Source organism: Breoghania sp. (assembly GCF_963674635.1).
In the GTDB taxonomy this organism is placed as follows: domain Bacteria; phylum Pseudomonadota; class Alphaproteobacteria; order Rhizobiales; family Stappiaceae; genus Breoghania.
The window spans coordinates 911,517-931,304 of sequence record NZ_OY771475.1; the positions used below are offsets into that span (position 1 = coordinate 911,517).

At 62.4% G+C, this 19,788-nt stretch carries 18 protein-coding genes; 7 read left to right on the top strand and 11 right to left on the bottom strand.

Translation table 11 applies throughout. The features are described from left to right. The first annotated feature begins 5 nt into the window (after positions 1–5). Both ABGM93_RS04060 and ABGM93_RS04065 read left to right on the top strand, forming a co-directional pair. On the top strand, positions 6–3,140 hold the full coding sequence (locus tag ABGM93_RS04060; RefSeq protein ID WP_321503739.1) for an efflux RND transporter permease subunit: 3,135 nt from the start codon (positions 6–8) through the stop codon (positions 3,138–3,140). A gap of 85 nt (positions 3,141–3,225) precedes the next feature. Next, positions 3,226–3,738: a GNAT family N-acetyltransferase gene (locus ABGM93_RS04065; protein ID WP_321503741.1), complete on the top strand. Its 513-nt coding sequence runs from the start codon at positions 3,226–3,228 to the stop codon at positions 3,736–3,738. A 23-nt stretch (positions 3,739–3,761) separates the two neighbouring features. On the opposite strand, the gene ABGM93_RS04070 is transcribed toward ABGM93_RS04065, so the two are convergent. Both ABGM93_RS04070 and ABGM93_RS04075 read right to left on the bottom strand, forming a co-directional pair. Further along, a complete protein-coding gene (locus ABGM93_RS04070; RefSeq protein ID WP_321503743.1) occupies positions 3,762–4,214 on the bottom strand; it encodes a L,D-transpeptidase in 453 nt (150 codons plus the stop codon). 207 nt (positions 4,215–4,421) lie between these two features. Then, positions 4,422–4,736, bottom strand: a complete 315-nt coding sequence (locus ABGM93_RS04075) for a PilZ domain-containing protein (protein ID WP_321503745.1) — start codon at positions 4,734–4,736, stop codon at positions 4,422–4,424. A 310-nt stretch (positions 4,737–5,046) separates the two neighbouring features. Between ABGM93_RS04075 and ABGM93_RS04080 the strand changes: the two genes are divergently transcribed. The 5 genes from ABGM93_RS04080 (at position 5,047) to der (ending at position 10,432) form a co-directional block, all read left to right on the top strand. Next, the gene (locus tag ABGM93_RS04080) at positions 5,047–5,661 is read left to right on the top strand and encodes an NnrU family protein (protein WP_321503746.1); all 615 of its coding nucleotides are present in this window, start codon (positions 5,047–5,049) and stop codon (positions 5,659–5,661) included. A 30-nt stretch (positions 5,662–5,691) separates the two neighbouring features. Next, positions 5,692–6,528: a 3-methyl-2-oxobutanoate hydroxymethyltransferase gene (gene panB / locus ABGM93_RS04085; protein ID WP_321503747.1), complete on the top strand. Its 837-nt coding sequence runs from the start codon at positions 5,692–5,694 to the stop codon at positions 6,526–6,528. A gap of 274 nt (positions 6,529–6,802) precedes the next feature. After that, positions 6,803–7,507, top strand: coding sequence for a tetratricopeptide repeat protein (locus ABGM93_RS04090; RefSeq protein WP_321503749.1), 705 nt, complete (start codon positions 6,803–6,805; stop codon positions 7,505–7,507). Positions 7,508–7,509: 2 nt separating this feature from the next. After that, positions 7,510–8,883, top strand: coding sequence for a PQQ-binding-like beta-propeller repeat protein (locus ABGM93_RS04095; protein ID WP_321505726.1), 1,374 nt, complete (start codon positions 7,510–7,512; stop codon positions 8,881–8,883). Positions 8,884–9,007: 124 nt separating this feature from the next. Beyond that, positions 9,008–10,432 (top strand): ribosome biogenesis GTPase Der, encoded by a 1,425-nt coding sequence (gene der, locus ABGM93_RS04100; RefSeq protein ID WP_321503751.1) that lies wholly within the window; start codon positions 9,008–9,010, stop codon positions 10,430–10,432. 87 nt (positions 10,433–10,519) lie between these two features. Here der and ABGM93_RS04105 read toward each other — a convergent pair whose 3' ends face one another. The 9 genes from ABGM93_RS04105 to rpsF form a co-directional block, all read right to left on the bottom strand. After that, on the bottom strand, positions 10,520–11,260 hold the full coding sequence (locus ABGM93_RS04105; RefSeq protein ID WP_321503753.1) for an SDR family NAD(P)-dependent oxidoreductase: 741 nt from the start codon (positions 11,258–11,260) through the stop codon (positions 10,520–10,522). A 75-nt stretch (positions 11,261–11,335) separates the two neighbouring features. Continuing rightward, a complete protein-coding gene (gene purF, locus ABGM93_RS04110) occupies positions 11,336–12,778 on the bottom strand; it encodes an amidophosphoribosyltransferase (RefSeq protein ID WP_321505728.1) in 1,443 nt (480 codons plus the stop codon). Between the two features lie 133 nt (positions 12,779–12,911). Beyond that, positions 12,912–13,547, bottom strand: a complete 636-nt coding sequence (locus tag ABGM93_RS04115) for a CvpA family protein (RefSeq protein ID WP_321503755.1) — start codon at positions 13,545–13,547, stop codon at positions 12,912–12,914. Positions 13,548–13,691: 144 nt separating this feature from the next. Then, positions 13,692–15,077: a DNA repair protein RadA gene (radA, locus tag ABGM93_RS04120; RefSeq protein WP_321503757.1), complete on the bottom strand. Its 1,386-nt coding sequence runs from the start codon at positions 15,075–15,077 to the stop codon at positions 13,692–13,694. Positions 15,078–15,116: 39 nt separating this feature from the next. Next, complete coding sequence (gene alr, locus ABGM93_RS04125; protein WP_321503760.1) at positions 15,117–16,265, bottom strand: alanine racemase; 1,149 nt, start codon at positions 16,263–16,265, stop codon at positions 15,117–15,119. A 4-nt stretch (positions 16,266–16,269) separates the two neighbouring features. Beyond that, positions 16,270–17,754 carry a replicative DNA helicase gene (locus tag ABGM93_RS04130; RefSeq protein ID WP_321503762.1) on the bottom strand — a complete coding sequence of 495 codons (1,485 nt, stop codon included), beginning with the start codon at positions 17,752–17,754 and terminating at the stop codon, positions 16,270–16,272. A 456-nt stretch (positions 17,755–18,210) separates the two neighbouring features. Next, a complete protein-coding gene (gene rplI / locus ABGM93_RS04135) occupies positions 18,211–18,831 on the bottom strand; it encodes a 50S ribosomal protein L9 (protein WP_321503764.1) in 621 nt (206 codons plus the stop codon). A 128-nt stretch (positions 18,832–18,959) separates the two neighbouring features. Next, entirely contained in the window at positions 18,960–19,208 is a 249-nt protein-coding gene (rpsR, locus tag ABGM93_RS04140) for a 30S ribosomal protein S18 (RefSeq protein WP_107990063.1), read from the bottom strand. Positions 19,209–19,213: 5 nt separating this feature from the next. Further along, entirely contained in the window at positions 19,214–19,648 is a 435-nt protein-coding gene (rpsF, locus tag ABGM93_RS04145) for a 30S ribosomal protein S6 (protein ID WP_321503766.1), read from the bottom strand. Between the last annotated feature and the right edge of the window lie 140 nt (positions 19,649–19,788).

Here is a 19,788-nt window from a genome sequence, read left to right on the forward strand (position 1 = left end):
CACTCATGTCGCGCTTTTTCATCGGGCGGCCCATTTTCGCCGCCGTGCTCGCGATTGTCGTGATGCTCGGCGGCGCGATGGCGCTGTTCAATCTTCCGGTATCGCAATACCCTGAAATCTCGCCGACGACGGTGCGGATTTCCGCCACCTATACGGGGGCGGATGCACAGACGGTCGAGAACACGGTCACGAAAGTGATCGAAAAGGGCATGACCGGCATCGACTATCTCGACTACATGACGTCGACTTCGTCGGCTACGGGGCGCGTGTCCATCACGCTCACCTTCACCAATGAAGCCGATGCCGACGTCGCCCAGATGCAGGTTCAGAACAAGCTCCAGCTTGTCCAGAACCAGCTGCCACAGGCGGTCACGGAAACCGGGATCTCGGTCACCAAGTCCTCCGACAACTTCATGATGGTCATTGGTTTCGTCTCCGAAGACGGGACGCTGACCAACACCGACCTCGCGGACTGGATCGACAGCAATATCGAGGATCGGCTGAGCCGTCTGCCGGGCGTCGGTTCCACGCGCCTGTTCGGTGCCGAATACTCCATGCGGATATGGCTGGATCCGGCCAAGCTTCACAAATATGCGCTCATGCCGAGCGACGTGACGGCTGCGATCCGCGCCCAGAACACGCAGGTTTCCGCAGGCCAGCTCGGCGCGAAACCGCAGGTTGACGGTCAGGCGCTCAATGTGACGCTGACGGCCAAGAGCCGTCTCCAGACCGTCGATCAGTTTGAGAACATCATCCTCAAGAGCGCCACGAACGGTTCGCTCGTGCGTCTCAACGATGTTGCGCGCGTGGAAGTGGGTGCATCGAGCTACAACACCAAGTCGACCTTCAACGGCAAGCCCTCCGCCGGTCTGGCGGTCTATCTGGCAACCGGCGCGAATGCGATCAGCACCGCGCAGGCGGTTGGCCAGGTCATCGACGATATCCGGCCGACCTTGCCGGCGGGAACCCAGGTCGTGTTCCCCTATGACACGACCCCGTTCGTGGAAATGTCGATCGAGAAGGTGATGCACACGCTGGTGGAAGCCATCGTGCTTGTCTTCCTCGTGATGTTCGTCTTCCTGCAGAACTTCCGCGCGACGCTGATCCCCACGCTCGCCGTTCCGGTGGTGCTTCTGGGCACTTTCGGCATGCTGGCGTTCCTCGGGTACTCCATCAACACGCTCACGATGTTCGCCATGGTGCTGGCCATCGGCCTGCTGGTCGATGACGCCATCGTCGTGGTGGAGAATGTCGAACGCGTGATGGAGGAGGAGGGGCTTGGTCCGCGCGAGGCGACGATCAAGTCCATGCAGGAAATCACCAGCGCGCTGATCGGCATCACGCTCGTTCTGGGCGCGGTCTTCACGCCCATGTCCTTCATGGGCGGGTCGGTCGGTGTCATCTACCGCCAGTTTTCCGTCACCATCATCACCGCAATGGCACTCTCGGTGGCGGTGGCGCTGATCCTGACCCCGGCTTTGTGCGCGACAATCCTCAAGGCCCCCAATTCGGAAGCCAAGAAGCGCGGCTTTTTCGGTCTGTTCAACCGGGGCTTCGACAGGGCTTCGGAGAGCTATACCGGTGGTGTGCGCAGCACGATCCGTCGACCAACGCCATACCTGATTGCCTTTGGTGGCATCATCGCGCTGGTTGTCTATCTCTTCACTCTGGTGCCGGGCTCGTTCCTGCCGGAAGAGGACCAGGGCATTCTGATCACCTCGATCCAGTTGCCCCAGGGCGCGACCGAACCGCAGACGGATGCTGTGATCGAGCGCGTACGCAAGCACTATCTCGAAGATGAAAGCGCCTATGTCGACGGTGTCATGAGCGTCATCGGCTTCGGGTTCGGTGGCGAAGGCCAGAATGTCGGCATCATGTTCGTGCGCCTGAAGGACTTCGACCTTCGCAAGGACAAGAACGCCGGGGCACAGGCCATCGCCATGCGCGCGATGCGGGAGTTCAGCACCTATGCGGATGCGCGGGTCTTCGCTCTGGCGCCGCCTGCCATTCCCGGCTTCGGCGCCAGCAGTGGCTTCGACCTCTATCTGCAGGATGCGGCCGGGCGTGGCCACGATGCGCTCATCGCGGCGCGCAATGAATTGCTTGGCAAGGCGGCCCAGAGCCCGCTTCTGACGGGTACGCGCCCCAATGGCATGGAAGACACCGCCCAGTATCACATCGACATCGATGACGAGAAGGCGAGCGCCTATTCGATCTCGCTGTCCGATATCGACAACACGCTGTCGACCGCGTGGGGCGGGACCTATGTCAACGACTTCGTCTATGAAACACGGATCAAGTCGGTGCGTGTGCAGGGCGATGCGAAGTTCCGCATGCAGCCGGAGGACATCGACAAATGGTATGTGCGCAATACCGAAGGCGACATGGTTCCGTTCTCCGCCTTTGCGAAGGGGCGCTGGATCTACGGCTCTCCGCGGCTTGAACGCTTCAACGGATTGTCCGGTGTTCAGATCAAGGGTGCGGCTGCACCCGGCGTGAGCTCCGGGCAGGCGATGGACGAAATCGAGCGGATCATTGGCACGTTGCCGGAAGGGTTCACCTTCGAATGGGTCGGGCTTTCGGCTCAGGAAAAGATCGCGGGCAATCAGGCCGCCTTCCTCTATGGGATCTCGGTCCTGGTGGTGTTCCTGTCGCTGGCTGCGCTCTATGAAAGCTGGAGCGTCCCGTTCTCGGTCATGCTGGTGGTTCCCATCGGCGTTCTGGGCGCGCTCGGTTTCGCCCTTCTGTTCGGGCAAGCCAACGACGTCTACTTCAAGGTGGGCATGCTGACGACCATCGGTCTGGCGACACGAAATGCGATCCTGATCGTGGAGTTCGCCATGGAGTGGCAGGAGCGCGGCAAGGACGTGGTGTCTGCGACGCTTGAAGCCGCGCGCCAGCGTCTGCGTCCGATCCTGATGACCTCTTTCGCCTTCATCCTCGGTGTGACGCCGCTGGCGATCGCGACGGGCGCGGGCTCGGGCAGTCAGAACGCCATCGGCATCGCGGTGATGGGCGGCATGATCGCTTCCACGCTTCTGGCGGTGTTCTTCGCGCCTCTGCTCTTCGTCATGGTGCGCCGGGTCTTCCCCGGCAAGCCGCGGGGAGGGGGCGCGCCTCAGACCAAGGCAGAAGGCTGATATTGCCTCTGTCGCAGAATCGTATACGAAACCGGGCCCGGGTGAACCTTCCACCCGGGCCCTTTTTGATTTCCAAGGAGACGACATGGCTGACGGCGAAAAGCGCGCTTGTGCGGAGCTCCGCGCTTTGCGGGCACAGGAAATCTCCCCGACATCGCAGTTATTGGCGCTTAACAATGCTCATGCAACGGAGCTGAGCTTTCTGGAAAGCGACGAGATGCAGGCGATGATCGGCGAGGCGTGCGTGGCGTTGTGCACCGATGACGGATCCGCGTTCCTGCTGGCATTCGATCAGGCGGCCGATTACAGCAGCCCGAACTTTCTCTGGTTCCGGGAGCGTTTCGACAGGTTCGTCTATGTGGACCGGATCTGTGTCGCGCCCGAGCAGCGCGGCCGTGGCATCGCGCGGCGCTTCTATGAGGCCGTCTTCGAGCATGCGCGCACAAGCGGCGTGGGCCGGGTCGTTTGCGAAGTCAACGAAGACCCGCCCAACCCGGCCTCGGATGCGTTTCACGCCGCGCTTGGCTTCAAGGAGGTCGGCTCCGCATCTCTGGGAGATCGCGGCAAGCGCGTGCGCTATTTCGAACGGACCGTGTGATCGGACACAATGTCGGCGTGTCCCTATTTGCGGATCACGATTTCCACGTCGTTCATGCCGTATTTGCGCACAAGGCGGTAAAGCGCCTTGGCGTTCTTGGGCGCAAGGCGGACGCAGCCATGCGAGGCCGGGCGACCAAGGCGGCTGACGGCGTTGGTGCCATGGACGGCCCAGCCCTTGTGGAAGAACACCGAATAGGGCATGGGCGCATTGTCGTATTTGCGCGAGCGCCACATCTTGTGGACGCGGTACGGTTTGTAACGCCCCACCGGCGTGATGTAGCCGCGCCGCCCGGTCGAGACCTTCCACTTGTGCAGGAGGACGCCGGAATTGTAGACGGCGAGCCTCTGGTCGGAGATATCGACCACCGCGACGATGGACGGCCCTTCATATCCGAAATTCGAGTTCGCATTCGCTGCTGCCAATTGTGAGCAACCGACAGTCAGAAGCAATCCGAGCAGTATCTTTCTAAGCATGATGCCCCCACATGGATCTTGCATATCAGCGACAGTATGTCGCAAAATTTAAGAAATCGAGTGATGTGGATCACCAAGACATGCGGATATGCGCGTGCTCACTGATATGTGAACGCGTCAGATCCTGTCCGGAAACTGGAAAGACTTGCGTCGCGCCGATTATACCATTCGACTTGCAATAAGTACTTAGGATGATCGACTGGCGGCTTAATCGTTGAAGCGGAGGTTGCGGATCTTCGGATCGGGGTCGTCGATGACCGACTGAAACTGCCCGTTAAACTGCACACCGACCTCGCGCGGCGAGCGCCACATGACCTTTGCGTCGATGATTGTTTTCTCGCCGCTGTTGAACAGTCGGATGTTGTCGGGCACATCGCGGGCGTTGGAGACCTTGAGACGGGCGCCTTCTTCAGAAAGATCGCGGATCATGCAATCGATCAGGAGCGCGCTGCGTCCATAGACGATCTTTCCGCCCTGAAGCATGCGTCTGCGATGTGATTTACGACGGTTCTCGCCATCCATTCCGAAACTCGTTCTTTCAACTCTAGCCTGTGCAACATAGCGGGTGGAGGTGAATAGAAAATTACACATCGCCTGAATACTGGTGTGACAAAGGCGAATATATATCTGTAATTGCTACAATATTTTCGATACTGCCCGCCGTTTCGAATGCGCGAGGCTGCAGCCGGGGCGCCTGCGGAGGCGTTCCGCCGGGGCGTTCGGCGAAGTTGTCGGTGTGTCCTGTCGAAAATAAGCGGGTCAGAAGCCTCCCGCTGTCGAACGCATTTTGATATAGAGCAAACCAATCGCGGGGGTATTCGAGGCGGTGGGCATGTTGCTCGCCAAGGCCATCGGATTTTGGGGCAAACTGGAGGGTACCGTGGAAATTCTGGTTCTTGGGCTCGTCGTCTTCTTTGCGGCGCATATGGTTCCGACGCGCCCAGCACTGCGCAGCGCGCTGGTGGAGCGTGTCGGTGCGCTTGGGTACCGCGCTGCGCACAGCGTCGTTGCTTTGGTCGGGTTTGCGCTCATCGTCTATGGATATGGCATGGCGCGCGATCAGGGGCCTGCGCTCGTCTATGACCCGCCCTACTGGATGCGCCACGTCACGATGCTGCTGATGCTCATCGCATTCATCGTGTTGCCGGCGAGCTTTCTGCCGGGAAAGATCAAGGCGGCGGTCAAGCATCCCATGCTCGTCGCGGTAAAGGCCTGGGCGCTGTCGCACCTGCTGGTGAACGGCGATCTCGCGTCCCTGGTTTTGTTTGCCTCGTTCCTGGCCTGGGCCGTCTATGATCGTATCTCGATGAAGCGGCGGCCTGCGCCTGCGCCCGTAAAGGGGCCGATCGTGAATGACATTCTCGTCGTGGTGATCGGCGTCGTGCTTTACGCGGCCTTTGTGATGAAGCTGCATCTGTGGCTGATCGGCGTTCCGGTCATCGGCTGAAGAAGACTATGAACCTGGAGGAGTGAAGCCATGTCCTCACATGGACAGACCCGCCGCTTGACGGCTGTCGATATCGCCAATCGCAAGGGGGGAGAGCCGATCGTTTCGCTGACCGCCTACCATGCGCACACGGCGCGGCTTGTCGATCGCCATGCGGATTTCATGCTGGTGGGGGATTCGCTGGGCATGGTCATGCACGGTCTTGAATCGACCGTTCCCGTCACGGTGGAGATGATGATCCTGCATGGACAGGCGGTTGTGCGCGGGTCCGAGCGCGCCCTGGTGGTGGTTGATCTGCCGTTCGGCTCCTATGAAGCGGAACCGGCGGAAGCCTTCCGCACCGCCTCGCGGGTGATGAAGGAAACCGGCTGCGGGGCGATCAAGCTGGAAGGCGGACGCCACATCGCGCCGACGATCCGCTATCTGACCGACCGCGGTGTGCCGGTTCTGGCGCATATCGGATTGACGCCGCAGGCGGTGAACACGATGGGCGGCTACAAGGTGCAGGGGCGCGACGAGAGCAAATGGGTCGATCTGGAAGCCGACGCGGCAGCCGTCGCCGAGGCCGGGGCCTTCGGTGTCGTGCTTGAGGGGCTGGTGGAGCCGCTTGCTGCGCGCATCACGCAACAGATCGCCATTCCCACGATCGGCATCGGGGCGTCGAGCGCCTGCGACGGCCAGATCCTCGTTCTGGAGGATATGCTGGGTCTGTCGCCGCGCGTTCCGAAATTCGTCAAGACCTATGGTCGCCTTGGCGATGCGATTGATTCTGCGCTTTCCGATTACGCGCAGGAAGTCCGCGCGCGGACCTTCCCGGCGCCGGAATATGTGTATGGAATGCCGAAAAAGGTCGCCTCCAACGAATAGGAGCCGAAACAGGCGGTTGTTGGCCGCAAATTCGCCATGTCCGCGACGCAAGAGACCATCCGGGAATGGCGGGAGAATGTGCCGTCCGGTCAGATTGCGTCGCGCGGGGCGAGCATGTATGGTCCGGCGGCGATCCGGCCTTTGCCACGCATGTGAGCAGGCCGATGCAAGGCACGGATCCCAAAGCCGGATTTGTCCCGGCTGGCTGTCCGCCCCGGCGGGCCCCGATGAGGGGATGGCCGCGGGGTTCGATTGAGTTTTCGAGCGAGGTTCGATGTCCGACATTTTTCGCGAGGTCGATGAAGACCTTCGGCGCGATCGTTATGGCAAACTGTGGAAACGGTTCGCGCCCTATATCATCGGCGTTGCGGTGCTGATCGTCGTGGGTACGGGTGGCTACCGGTACTGGGAGTATTCGCAGGGTCAGAAGTCGGCTCAGGCCGGTGACGAGTTTCTGACGGCCATTGATGCGGGCAATGCGGGCGATCACGACCAGGCCCTGCAGGAACTCGCGAAGCTCTCCAATTCCATTGGCGGCTATCCGATGCTGGCGCGCATGCGCGAGGCGGGAGAGATGGCGGCCGCGGGGGACAAGGAAAAAGCCCTTCAGTCCTTCAGCGCCATCGCCAATGACACATCCGTCGATCAGCAGTTCCGCGATGTGGCCGCCATTCGGGCCGGGTATCTCGCCGTCGATCTGGAAACCCGCGATCAGGTGGCTGACCGTGTGGAGGCTCTGACGGATGACGCCAATGCGATGCGGGCAACCGCATGGGAAATCATGGGGCTCGCGGCCTGGAAGGCCGGAGACTTGGGCGATGCCGAAAAGTGGTTCTCGATGATCCTTGAGGACGCGTCCACGCCTGCCGACGTGACCACGCGGGCGCGTATGATGCAGTCGCTGATCGAAGCGGCAAAAGGGCCGGCTGTTGCCACAGGCGACGATGCTGCCGCCGGCGATGAAGGGAATAGTCAGTGACCATGAAGTTCCTGCCTTCTGACGGTATTGGCCGCGGAGGCCGCTTTCGGGCGGCAGGCGCGGTGATTCTCGCAGCCGCCGTTCTCAGCGGCTGTTCTTCCGTCTCCGCACTCAATCCGTTCGGCGAGAAGGAAGAGATCCTTCCCGGTGAACGTCAGCCGCTCTTCGACGGCGCGAACGCGCTCGACAATGCCGGTTTCGAGCGCAAGACGGCCTCCATTCCCGGCGCAAGCGGCGGTGGCGACTGGAGCCAGGCCGGCGGCAATGCGCAGAACAATCCCGGCCATGTCGCGATGGCCGGCAACGGCGCGCGCGCCTGGAAGGCGACGCTCGCAGGCGGCTCCTACAAGCTTTCCAGCTTCGGCAGCTCCGCGCCGCGTGTCTCCGCGCGTCCCGTTTCCTATCAGGGCCGGATCTATGTCTACGAGCAGAACGGCACGGTCACGGCGCTTTCCACCGCCGGTGGTCGCCAGTGGACGGCGAACCTGCGTCCGGAAGGTGAAAGCGACACGGCGCTGGGCGGCGGCATTGCCGCCGACGGCGGCCGGATCTTCGTCGCCACCGGCTACGGCTCGATGGCCGCTCTGAACCCGGGCAATGGCGGACAGCTATGGTCGGTTTCGCTTGAGGCGCCCGCACGCGGCGCACCGACGGCGGTTGGGGGCAAGGTCTTCGTCGTCACGCAGACGAACGAAGTCGTCGCGCTGAACGCCGAGGACGGATCGCAGGTGTGGTCCTATGCCGGCATTCCGGAAACCGCGGGCCTGCTCTCATCGGCCAATCCCGCGGTTTCGGGCAACAAGATCGTCGTTCCGTTCTCTTCCGGTGAAGTGACCGCTCTCGATGCCAAGGACGGAACGCCGGAATGGTCGGATGCAGTGAGCCGCTCCTATCGTACGGCGGCGGTCTCGGGGCTGGCGGACGTCTCGGCCAGCCCGGTGATCGCGGGCGGCACGGTCATCGCCACTGGCGTCGGTGGGCGCACCATTGCGGTGAGCCTGAAGAGCGGCGAGCGTCTTTGGGAACAGAATATCGGGTCGGTTCACACGCCGGTTGTTGCCGGTAACGCTGTCTTCCTGATCGATCTGAACGACAGGCTGGCTGCGCTTGATCTGAAGTCCGGCAAGCCGATGTGGGTTACCCAGCTTCCCGTGGTGCGCACCAAAAAGAAGCAGTCCAACTGGGCGGGTCCGGTTCTGGCCGGAAACAGCCTCTGGATGTTCTCCAGCGACGGACGCATGGGGCAGGTCAACCCGACCGACGGGACGATCATTTCCAACCGCGAAACCTCGGAACGCATCTTCATGTCTCCGATCGTTGCGGGCGGTCGCCTGATCACGGTCAGCGGAAAAGGCGATATCGTCGCCTATAACTGACGGACCATCGGGCGTCTGAATATCATTCGGGCCGGCGTGCTCTTCGCGCGCCGGCCATTTTCGTGTATGCCGCTCGTGAAGCGGCTCATATTGAAGCCACCAATTCATCGTAAGGAGCACGGGCGTGAACGCGACCGTCGCCATTATCGGCCGCCCCAATGTGGGCAAGTCGACCCTGTTCAACCGTCTTGTCGGCAAGCGCCTTGCGCTTGTGGACGATACGCCCGGTGTCACGCGTGACCGCCGTCCCGGCGAAGCGCGCCTTGGCGATCTGCGTTTCACCATCGTCGATACGGCGGGGCTGGAGGACGCGGATAATGCGAGCCTTGCCGGGCGCATGCGCAAGCAGACCGAAGAAGCCATCGCGGATGCGGATGTCGTTCTGTTCGTGATCGACGCCCGCGCTGGTGTGACCCCGCTCGACGCGCATTTCGCCGAGGTGGCGCGCAAGATCGCGCGTCCGGTGATCCTGCTCGCCAACAAGGCGGAGGGACGTGCGGGCGAGCCGGGGGTCTATGAATCCTACGGTCTCGGGCTTGGCGATCCCGTGCCGTTTTCCGCCGAGCATGGCGAGGGCTTGAGCGAGCTTTACGACCGCCTTCGCGAGATCTTCGATGCGACGGAAGCCGAACAAGGCGAGGCTGACGAAGCGGAGACCGACATCGTTCTCGACCCCGAGCTGGACGAGGACGAAGAGGAAGAGGATCTGACCGGCACGGCGGAACGTCCCTTGCGGATTGCCGTCGCTGGGCGTCCGAATGCGGGCAAGTCCACGCTCATCAACAAGCTCTTGGGCGAGGACCGCCTTCTGACGGGCCCGGAGGCCGGCATCACCCGCGATTCCATCTCGGTGGACTGGGAATGGCGTGAGCGGCATGTGAAGCTGTTTGATACGGCTGGCATGCGGCGCAAGGCGCGTGTGCAGGAAAAGCTTGAAAAGCTCTCCGTGGCCGATGCGTTGCGCGCGATCAAGTTCGCGGAAGTGGTGGTCGTGACGCTCGATGCACAGATCCCGTTTGAAAAGCAGGATCTCCAGATCATCGACCTGGTGGTCCGAGAGGGCCGTGCGCTGGTCATCGCCTTCAACAAATGGGACACGATCGAAGACCGCAACGAGGCCTGGACTGAGATCAAGTACAAGGCGGAGCGCTATCTCAACCAGGTGCGCGGCGTAGCGATGGTGCCGATTTCGGCAACCACTGGCTATGGGCTCGACAAGCTGATGGAAGCCGTTTTCGATGCCTACAAGATGTGGAACGCGCGCGTTTCCACCGCGCGTCTCAATCGCTGGCTGGAAGGCGTCGTCGCCCACCATCCGCCCCCGGCGGTTGCGGGCCGTCGGATCAAGCTGCGTTACCTGACACAGGCAAAGGCCCGTCCGCCGCACTTCGTGGTGTTCTGCTCGCGGCCCGAGCAGTTGCCGGAAGCCTATCTGCGTTATCTGGTCAATGGCATCCGCGAGACCTTCAAGCTGCCAGGCACGCCAATCCGTCTGTCATTCCGCAAGGGCGAGAACCCTTACGCCAACAAGGCGAAAAAGCGCAGATAGTCTGGGCAGAGACTTCAGAACAGGCAAAAAAAGGGCCCGATCGCAAGGATCGGGCCCTTTGTCGTTTTGCCGCTGCTTCCGCCGGGCTTATTCCTGCGAGAAGGAATGAAGCGAGCGGGAGGGGAAGTTGTAGAGCATGCCGCTCTGGTCGAAGGACGGCGAGAGCAAGTCCATGATGGGGCCGACGATCTCGCTTGGATGGGGCAGGGTTGCCGGGTCCTCACCGGGCATGGCCTTGGCACGCATCGCGGTGCGCATGGGGCCGGGGCTCACCAGATTGACGCGCACGTTGCTGGTTGTGTCGGTTTCCGCCGCATAGGTGCGGGCCATGGCCTCCAGAGCGGCCTTGGTGATGGAATAGATGCCCCAGAAGGGGCGACACTTGTGCGCGGCGCCCGAGGTCAGGAAAACGGCGCGCCCGGCCTCAGAGGCCCTCAGGAGCGGATCCAGTGAGCGAATGAGGCGGTAGTTGGCCGTCACGTTGACCGCCATGACCTGCTCGAAGTCCTTCGGGTCGATATGGCTGACGGGCGAGAGTACACCCAGAAGGCCCGCATTGCCGACCAGGATGTCGAGCTTGCCCCAGCGCTCGTAGATGGAGGCGCCGAGCCGGTCGATCGCATCGTAGTCCGTCAGGTCCAGCGGCACGAGGGTCGCGCGTCCGCCTGCGGCCTGGATCTCGTCATCGAGATCTTCCAGGCCGCCAACCGTGCGCGCGATCGCAACAATGTGTGCGCCCTCGGCGGCCAGTCCCTTTGCCACCTGATAGCCAATTCCACGCGAAGCGCCGGTAACGACGGCGAGCTTTCCTTCAAAACGCTTGGTCATGAACGATCCACTTTTGAAAACGGGATACGAGGGAAGGCTAGGGATGGGCCTTGGTGGACTGAGGGGAGGCGCGCGTCAGCTCGTCTCCACCAGACGGTTGAGATTGCGGATTTCCGACGTGCCGGAGCGGTCGGTCAGCGGGGTGGGATAGTCGCTGGTGAAGCAGGCGTCGCAATATTGCGGGGCATCCCCGTTGCGGCCCGCTTCCCCCACCGCCCGGTAGAGACCGTCGATGGACAGGAAGGCGAGGCTGTCGACCTTGATGTAGTCGGCCATTTCCTCGATCGTCATGCGCGACGCCAGCAGCTTCGATTTCTCGGGCGTGTCGACACCGTAGAAGCAGCTGTCGCGGGTGGGCGGCGAGGCGATGCGCATGTGGACTTCCTTCGCGCCCGCGTCGCGCACCATCTGCACGATCTTCAGCGACGTGGTGCCGCGCACGATGGAATCGTCCACTAGAACCACGCGTTTGCCAGCCAGCATCAGCCGGTTGGCATTGTGCTTCAGCTTCACGCCCATGTGGCGGATATTGTCTGTGGGCTGGATGAAGGTGCGGCCCACATAGTGGTTGCGGATGATGCCAAGCTCGAAGGGAAGGCCCGCTTCCTGCGCATAGCCGATGGCGGCAGGAGTGCCGGAATCCGGCACGGGCACAACGATATCGGCATCGATGCCGGATTCGCGGGCGAGTTCCTCACCGATGCGCTTGCGCACGGTGTAGACGTTCGTGCCGTCAAAGAAGGAATCGGGCCTTGCGAAGTAGACATATTCGAAGATGCAGAAGCGCGAGTGGTTCGGCGACTGCTCGAAGGGGCGCATGCTGACAAGCCCGCTTTCGGTGATGACCACCATCTCGCCAGGCTCAATGTCGCGCACGTAATGCGCGCCGATGATGTCGAGGGCGCAGGTCTCCGAAGCCAGCACGTAGGTGCCGTCGAGATCGCCCAGCACCAGCGGGCGTACGCCATTGGGATCGCGTACGCCGATCAGCTTCTTTTCCGACAGCGCGACCACCGCGTAGGCGCCTTCAAGCTGGTTCAGCGCATCGATCAGACGGTCGACGAACTTGTCCTTGGCGCTCATGGCGACGAGATGGATGATCGTCTCGGTGTCGGAGGTGGACTGGAAGATCGAGCCGCGCTCCTGAAGCTGGCGCTGGATCGTCTGGGCGTTGGTGAGGTTGCCGTTATGGGCGACCGCGAAGCCGCCGCCTGCAAGCTCGGCATAAAGCGGCTGGACGTTGCGCAGCACCGGCGCGCCGGTCGTGGAATAGCGCGTATGGCCGATGGCCCGGTTGCCCTTCAGGCGATCGATGACCGACTGCTTGGTGAAGTTGTCGCCGACGAGGCCGATGTGGCGTTCGTTGTAGAACTGGCGACCATCGAAGGAGACGATGCCCGCCGCCTCCTGTCCGCGGTGCTGGAGCGCGTGGAGGCCGAGTGCTGCCAGCGCGCCTGCATTGGCGTGCTCAAAGACGCCGAAGACGCCGCATTCATCGTGAAAATGATCGTCTTCCATGGCGTCATCGAGCCCGGCCTCATCGCGAGACGCGGGGGAAAGCGGTTTGTCGCTCATGACTACTCCTCGGGCCGGGTGGGGCGTCCGGCAATTGCCGCGACGATCGTCACGATCCGTCGCGCATCGATTATGCTCAGTTGGCAGATTGGGAGGCCTCGATCTGCTGATCGATCACATTGCGTTCTCGGTCCGAATAGCCGGTATTGTCGGCGCCGTCCGCCGGGGGCGGCGTCGCCTCTTCCTCGCGGCCTGTCGCACGATTGCGCAATTGGTTGATGATCTCCGATTCCGGATCTTCCGGCAGGGCAGAGATGATCTTCGCACCGATGGAATTCAAGAGCGGCTTCGACTTCGCATTGGCGATCCAGCTCGGCTGTTTCTGTTCCTGAACCAGCCAGTTGAAGAACAGCATGGCCACAACCACCAGCAGCAGGCCGCGCGCTGCCCCGAACAGGAAGCCCAGCGACCGGTCCAACGCGCCGATGCGGCTGTCCAGCACGAAGTCGGAAATCCGCATGGTGATGTAGGATACCAAAATGAGCGTGATCAGAAAGACCACGGCGACGGACGCGCCAAGCGCGATCTGGTCATTGGCGATGTATTGCTTCGCGAAGGGCAGCAGCTTGTCATAAAGCAGGTAGGCGGCCACGGCGGCGGCCAACCATGAGGCGATGGACAGCACTTCTCGTACGAATCCGCGGATCATGGCCAGTACGGCCGAGACCAGCATGATCACGATCAGAATTCCGTCCAGAATGGTAATCGGCATGGCGTGCCAGGCTCCCGCGCTCGTCCAGCGGCTTTTGCCGTCCTCAGACTTTGCAAGTTTCGATATCACGTTCGACGCGCCGCGACGAGGTCGCGCCGGGTTTTTCCTCGTATCACGACGGCCCAAAGCCGCATTTGCGGTGGCTCACGCGCCGTCCAATGCTCCGGCGGCCACATCGGCAACAAGATCGCTCAATTCCGCCATCCCGCGCACCGCAATTTCGCGATCCGAATCGTCCTTGAGGTTCGCCCGGGGCACGAAGGCTCGGGTGAACCCCAGTTTGCCGGCTTCTCTCAACCTGACCGGGGCCTGAGCGACCGGTCGGATTGCGCCCGACAGACTGACTTCGCCGAAATAGACGCTCTCCGAGGGAAGGGCAACCCCGCTGAGCGACGACACCAGCGCCGCCGCCACTGCAAGATCGGCTCCCGGCTCGTTGATCCGCAATCCCCCGGCCACGTTGAGATAGACGTCGGTTTGTCCGAACCGGACCCCGCAACGCGCTTCCAGAACGGCCAGTATCATTGACAGGCGGCTCGATTCCCAGCCGACCACCGCGCGGCGCGGTGTGCCAAGCGGCGAGGGCGCGACAAGAGCCTGTATCTCGATGAGCAGAGGGCGCGAGCCTTCAAGCCCGGCGAACACCGCGGCCCCCGGACTGGCCCCGTTGCGCTCTCCCAGAAACAGGGCCGAGGGGTTGGCAACTTCCTGCAAGCCCGCATTCCCCATCTCGAAGACGCCGATCTCATCGGTCGGGCCGAAGCGGTTCTTGACCGCGCGCAGCACCCGGTATTGGTGCATGCCATCGCCCTCGAAATAGAGAACGGCATCGACCATGTGTTCCACAACACGCGGGCCTGCTATCTGGCCGTCCTTGGTGACATGGCCGACGATGACGACGGTCGCACCGGAATTCTTGGCGTAGCGGACCATGGCCTGGGCGGCCGCCCGCACCTGCGTGACCGTGCCGGGCGCGGATTCGACCTGATCGCTCCAAAGTGTCTGGACGGAATCGATGATAACCAGCGCAGGCGCGGCTTCGGCCTCCAGCGTGGCGATGATGTCCTCGACGCTGGTTTCCGCCGCCAGCGCCACCGGCGCGTCGGAAAGGCCGAGGCGTTCGGCGCGCAGGCGCACCTGATCGATGGCTTCTTCGCCGGAGACATAAATGGAGCGGTGACCGGCACGCGCCAGCGCAGCGGATGCCTGGATCAGCAATGTGGACTTGCCGATGCCGGGATCGCCGCCAACAAGCAGAGCGGAGCCGCGCACGAAGCCGCCACCGGTCACGCGGTCGAGTTCGGAAAGGCCAGAGATAATGCGCGGGGCCTCGCGGGCCTCGCCTGTCAGCCCGACCAGCGGAATGACCCGCCCGCGCGACTTGGCGCGCAGCTTCGGGCTTGCGCCGATGCCGCCGAGGTTCTCCTCCACGATGGAGTTCCACTCACCGCAGGCATCGCATTTTCCGGCCCAACGCGCGGTGACAGCGCCGCAGTTCTGACAGACATATTGGGTCGTGCGCTTGGCCATGTGGCTCCGTTTTCCGGTGGTTGGGGCAAGGACGGCGGCTCAGCGCACCGTGTTGTCCTGAGGAGCGTTGATATAGCTGCGACGATAGCGGCGGCCAAGGCCGGTCAACAATTCGTAGCCAATGGTCAGCGCCTTGGCGGCCACCTCATCGACCGAAATGTGCGGGCCAAACATCTCCACCCAGTCACCGCGCTTGCAGGCGTCTTCGGGGACGTCCGTCACGTCCACCGCGATCAGATCCATGGAGACGCGGCCGAGCAACGGCACGGTGTGGCCGTTGATCCATGCGTTTGCCGGGCCCTGCGGGCCGCCGGTGCCCGCAAGGCGGTGATAGCCGTCGGCATAGCCGATGCCGAGAATGGCGATGCGGCTGTCGCGGGTCAGTGTCTGGCTTGCGCCGTAGCCGATTGTCTCGCCCTTGAAACCGTCGCGCAGCATCAGGATGCGGGCTTCAGCGGTCGCCACGGGCTTCATCGGGTTTTCGCCGTCATCCATCGCCGCCCCGCCGTAAAGCGAGATGCCGGGGCGGGCGACTTCAAAGTGATAATCGGGGCCGAGGAAAATCCCTGCGGAATTGGCGAGCGAACGCGGCACACCGGGAAAGAGCGCGGTCATGTCCTTGAACCGCTGGAGCTGACGCGCGCTGACGGCGGTGTCCGGATCGCCGCCGCAATAGAGATGGCTCATCATCAGGACGGGCTCGAAGCATCCCAGCAGGTTGCCATCGGCGGAGAGCGCCTTTGCCTCGTCCAGCGTCAGGCCCATCCGGTTCATGCCGGTGTCGAGATGAATGGCTGCGGGCAACGGCGTGTCGATGGAGGCGCAATAGTCCGCCCAGTCGCGGATTTCGGCCACGCAGTTGAGAACAGGGATCAGGCCCGCCTGGTGGTAGAGGTGCGCGGCATCGGGCAGCAGCCCGCCGAGTACGAATACACGGGCCTCAGGGCAGGCGGCGCGGGCTTCGAGGCCTTCTTCGGGAACGGCCGTGAAGAACGTGCGGCACCCGGCAGTAAAGAGCGCCTGCGCCGCCTTGGCGAGCCCGGTGCCATAGCCGTCGCCCTTGATGGCGGCACCGCATTCGGCCTTTCCCGCCTTGGAGGCGAGGTAGGTCCAGTTATGGGCGAGGGCGCCCAGATCGATGCTCAACCGGCTGCATGCCAGCCGCGCATCCTTCTCCGCATTCGACATCACGTCATTCCGTGCGTTCGGGCAGGTGATCGTCTTGAGCCAGATCGGAGAAGCGGGTGTATTCGCCGGCGAACTGCAGATCGACGGTGCCAGTGGGGCCGTGACGCTGCTTGCCGATGATCACCTCGGCTCGCCCTGCGACGCGGTCCATGTCCGCCTGCCATTTGAAAAAATCTTCACTGCCCTCTTGGGGCATGGTCTTGCTGAGATAGTATTCCTCGCGGAACACGAACATGACCACGTCGGCATCCTGCTCGATTGAACCCGATTCGCGAAGGTCGGAAAGCTGCGGGCGCTTGTCGTCGCGCGATTCCACCTGACGCGACAGCTGGGACAGCGCGATCACCGGAACGTTCAGTTCCTTGGCGAGCGCTTTCAGGCCCGTCGTGATTTCGGTGATTTCCTGCACACGGTTGTCGGAGCGCTTGCCGGAGCCGGAAAGCAGCTGAATATAGTCGATGATGATGAGGTCGAGGCCGCGCTGGCGCTTCAGGCGGCGCGCACGTGCGACGAGGTTCGAGATCGAGATGCCACCGGTCTGGTCGATATAGAGCGGCACGGTCTGCATGTGCTGAGCGGCGGCGACCAGCTTTTCGAAATCGGCTTCCGAAATGTCACCGCGGCGGATCTTGGAGGACGAGATTTCCGTCTGCTCGGAGATGATACGCGTGGCGAGCTGTTCCGCCGACATTTCCAGCGAGAAGAAGCCGACCACGCCGCCGTCGATGGTCTTCATCGTGCCGTCGGGCATTTCCTCCGCCCGATAAGCGGAGGCGACATTATAGGCGATGTTGGTAACGAGCGACGTCTTGCCCATGGCGGGACGGCCGGCCAGCACGATCAAGTCGGAGTGCTGGAGACCGCCCATGCGGGCGTCGAGGTCGCGAAGCCCGGACGAAATGCCCGACAGCGCGCCTTCGCGCTGGAAGGCGGCATTGGCCATGTCGATGGTGGAGGTGATCGCTTCGCCGAAAGAAACGAAGCCCGCATTTGCGCCTCCGGTTTCCGCCAGCGCGAACAAACGGCGTTCCGCATCATCGATCTGGGCGGATGGCGGCATGTCAATGGGAGCATCGAAGGCGATGTTGACCATGTCCTCGCCGATGCGGATCAGGTCGCGGCGCATGGCGAGATCATAAATGGTGCGCCCGTAATCCTCGGCGTTGATGATGGAGGTCGCATCGGCGGCCAGCCTCAGCAGATACTGGGTCGCGGAAAGATCCGCGATCTGGGTGTCTGCGGAGAAATAGGTTTTCAGCGTGATCGGGGAGGCGATCTTGCCCGCGCGCACCAGCTTTCCAATCATCTCGTAGATCTGCTGGTGGGGCGCCAGATAGAAATGCTGAGCCTCCAGAAAATCGGATACGCGATAGAAGGTCTCGTTATTGACGAGAATCGCACCGAGCAGCTGCCGTTCGGCTTCCGCGTTGTGCGGGGCCGTGCGCGAGAGCGTGGTGGCAGGCTCCAGTTTCGGCGCAGTGCTAGCCATTCGAGAGGTCTCCTTGAGCACAAGCGGTCCGGCGGGTGTTCCGCTCAGCCGCCTCGGCTCATTCCCAGTAATGTTGCCCGATAATGCCGGTGAAGCCCGCGCTGTGCAAAATGACCCCGCGCGGGTTGCCCCCGACCCCATGTGGTTATCCTCATGATGGGCTCTTCGGAAGTCTTATCCACCGGGAAAATGATCGGGAACAGCAATCCACAGGCCAGCCTGTTAATTCAGTTAATTCGCTTGGCCAAGTGGCCGCATTCGGCGGGAATGGCGTTGACTCGTTTTCCCGAAGGTGACTCCGTCTCGTCGGAATCGTTGTTGACAACTTTATCGAAACCTCACCCGTCGCTAAGGCGAGGCGGGCGCTTAGGAATTTGGCAATAAACAAAAACGGCGCCCCGAGGGGCGCCGTTGAATGTCTCGCGTGGCGAGAAGGAAAAAAGCGAAAACCTGAAATCAGGCTTCGTCTTCCTCGGCAGCAGCCTCTTCGGCGTCCGCTTCGGCAAAGGCTTCTTCGCCCTCTTCACCTTCTTCGCTCTCGTCGCCTTCAAGCTCGTCGTCTTCTTCGAACTCGAATTCGTCGTGATCGCGCTGGGTGAGGTCTTCACCACGGGCCTGACGCTCGGCTTCGTCCTCGGAACGCGCGACGTTGACCTGAACCGTGACCTCGACTTCCGGGTGCAGGACGATGATCACGTCATGCAGGCCGATGGTCTTGATCGGGGTGTCGAGGCGAACCTGGCTGCGCTGGGCGGAGAAGCCGCCTTCGGTCAGCTGGTTGGCGATGTCGCGGGTGGAGACCGAGCCATAGAGGTGGCCGGTGGCGCCCGCGGAGCGGATCACCATGAAGCTCTGGCCGTCGAGCTTGGCTGCGACCTGCTCGGCTTCGCTACGACGCTCAAGGTTGCGGGCTTCAAGCTGAGCACGCTCCTGCTCGAAACGGGCCGCATTGGCCTTGGTGGCGCGAAGGGCCTTGCCCTGCGGCAGCAGGTAGTTACGGGCATAGCCATCGCGAACGCGAACGGTGTCGCCCATCTGGCCGAGGCGCGCAACGCGCTCCAGAAGGATAACTTGCATTTTGGAAACTCCTGTTCCGTCTGTCCCGCCGGACCGGATGATCAGGCGGTTAGGGGCAGGTCACGGGTTTTCCCGGCTCTGTCCCAAAGGGGCCCGGCGAACTGGCCGCCGGGCGCTAGGCGCATGTCTTAGCTGATCACGTAGGGCAGCAGAGACAGGAAGCGGGCGCGCTTGATGGCGCGGGCCAGCTCACGCTGCTTCTTGGCGGAAACCGCCGTGATGCGGCTCGGCACGATCTTGCCGCGCTCGGACACGTAGCGCTGAAGCAGCTTGATGTCCTTGTAGTCGATCTTCGGAGCATTGGCGCCGGAGAACGGGCAGGTCTTCCGACGACGGAAGAAGGGCCGACGGGTCGGGAGCTGTGCGATATCGATCATCGGTCTTATTCCTCGTTCTCGCGTTCCTGACGGCGCGGGCCGCGATCGCGGTCACCGCCGCGGCCGCCACCGTCGCGCTCGAAGCGGTCGCCACGGCCACGACGACGGTCGTCACGGTCGCGCTTCTGCATCATCGCGGACTGCTCTTCCTCGTGCTCGTCGACGCGCAGCGTCAGGAAGCGGAGGACGTCTTCGTTCAGGCGCATCTGGCGCTCCATCTCCGCGACCGCCGGATGCGGGGCGTCGATGTTCATGAGCGTGTAGTGAGCCTTGCGGTTCTTGTTCACGCGGTAGGCGAGGGTGCGAAGACCCCAGTTCTCGATCTTGCCAATGGTGCCGCCACCTTCGGTGATGATCGCCTTGAACTGCTCGATGAGCTGCTCAACCTGCTGCGCAGAGACGTCCTGGCGTGCCAGGAACACGTGTTCATAAAGGGCCATGAATGCCTTTCCTCGTTTCACCAAACCCGGCGCGAAGCCTCTTCAAAGCCTGGGAAAGGCCTTGCAGGACGTCTTTGAGAGCAGGAGACACGGGAAGCCGGAACCATCTCAGGTTCCTATTTGTGTCACTATTTCCGAAT